The organism is Streptomyces sp. NPDC056161 (assembly GCF_042268025.1).
Lineage (GTDB): Bacteria > Actinomycetota > Actinomycetes > Streptomycetales > Streptomycetaceae > Streptomyces.
The window spans coordinates 1,268-2,761 of sequence record NZ_JBHJUV010000145.1 but is presented as its reverse complement, the minus strand read 5'-3'; the positions used below and the strand labels follow the sequence as shown (position 1 = coordinate 2,761).

Sequence of the window (1,494 nt, the reverse complement as noted above, 5' to 3'; positions counted from 1 at the left end):
AGGACGAGGTCGTCCTCGTGTTCGCGGAGGAAGGCGAGGACGGCGGGGTTGGTGGAGGGGAGTTCGGTGTAGGTGCCGAGTCCGAAGGCGGGGTTCTGCTTGCGGATCTCGATCATGCGGCGGGTCCAGTGGAGCAGGGAGGAGGGGGAGGACATGGCGGCTTCGACGTTGGTGACCTGGTAGCCGTGGACGGGGTCCATGATGGTGGGGAGGTAGAGGCGGCCGGGGTCGCAGGAGGAGAAGCCGGCGTTGCGGTCGGGGGTCCATTGCATGGGGGTGCGGACGGCGTCGCGGTCGCCGAGCCAGATGTTGTCGCCCATGCCGATCTCGTCGCCGTAGTAGAGGATGGGGCTGCCGGGGAGGGAGAGGAGGAGGGCGGTGAAGAGTTCGATCTGGTTGCGGTCGTTGTCGAGGAGGGGGGCGAGGCGGCGGCGGATGCCGATGTTGGCGCGCATGCGGGGGTCTTTGGCGTATTCGGCCCACATGTAGTCGCGTTCTTCGTCGGTGACCATTTCGAGGGTGAGTTCGTCGTGGTTGCGCAGGAAGATGCCCCATTGGCAGGTGCGGGGGATGGCGGGGGTCTTGGCGAGGATCTCGGAGACGGGGTAGCGGGATTCGCGGCGTACGGCCATGAAGATGCGGGGCATGACGGGGAAGTGGAAGGCCATGTGGCATTCGTCGCCGCCGGTCCGGTAGTCGCCGAAGTAGTCGACGACGTCCTCGGGCCACTGGTTCGCCTCCGCCAGCAGCACGGTGTCGGGGTACTGGGCGTCGATCTCCTTGCGCACCCGCTTCAGGAACTCGTGGGTCGCGGGCAGGTTCTCGCAGTTGGTGCCTTCCCGCTGGTAGAGGTAGGGCACCGCGTCGAGGCGGAAGCCGTCGATCCCGAGGTCCAGCCAGAAGCGGAGTGCGGCCAGGATCTCCTCCTGGACGGCGGGGTTGTCGTAGTTGAGGTCGGGCTGGTGGGAGAAGAAGCGGTGCCAGTAGTACTGGCCGCGTACGGGGTCGTACGTCCAGTTGGAGGCTTCGGTGTCGACGAAGATGATGCGGGCGTCGGGGTACTGCTTGTCGTCGTCGGCCCAGACGTAGTAGTCGCCGTAGGGTCCGTCGGGGTCGCGTCGTGATTCCTGGAACCAGGGGTGCTGGTCGCTGGTGTGGTTCATGACGAAGTCGATGATGACGCGCATGCCGCGTTGGTGGGCGGCGTCGACGAACTCGACGAAGTCGGCGAGGTCGCCGAACTCGGGGAGTACGGCGGTGTAGTCGGAGACGTCGTAACCGCCGTCGCGCAGGGGGGATTTGAAGAAGGGGGGCAGCCAGAGGCAGTCGACGCCGAGCCATTGCAGGTAGTCGAGTTTGGCGGTGAGGCCCTTCAGGTCGCCGACGCCGTCGCCGTTGCTGTCCTGGAAGGAGCGGACCAGGACCTCGTAGAAGACGGCGCGTTTGAACCAATCCGGGTCCCGGTCCTTGGCAGGCGTGTCCTCGAAGGTGTCC

General features: G+C 66.1%; 1 protein-coding gene. It reads right to left on the bottom strand.

Features of this window, described 5'->3' with window-relative positions:
* The coding region (treS, locus tag ACFC09_RS45965) for a maltose alpha-D-glucosyltransferase (RefSeq protein WP_376539172.1) at positions 1-1,494 on the bottom strand (1,494 nt) is incomplete at both ends.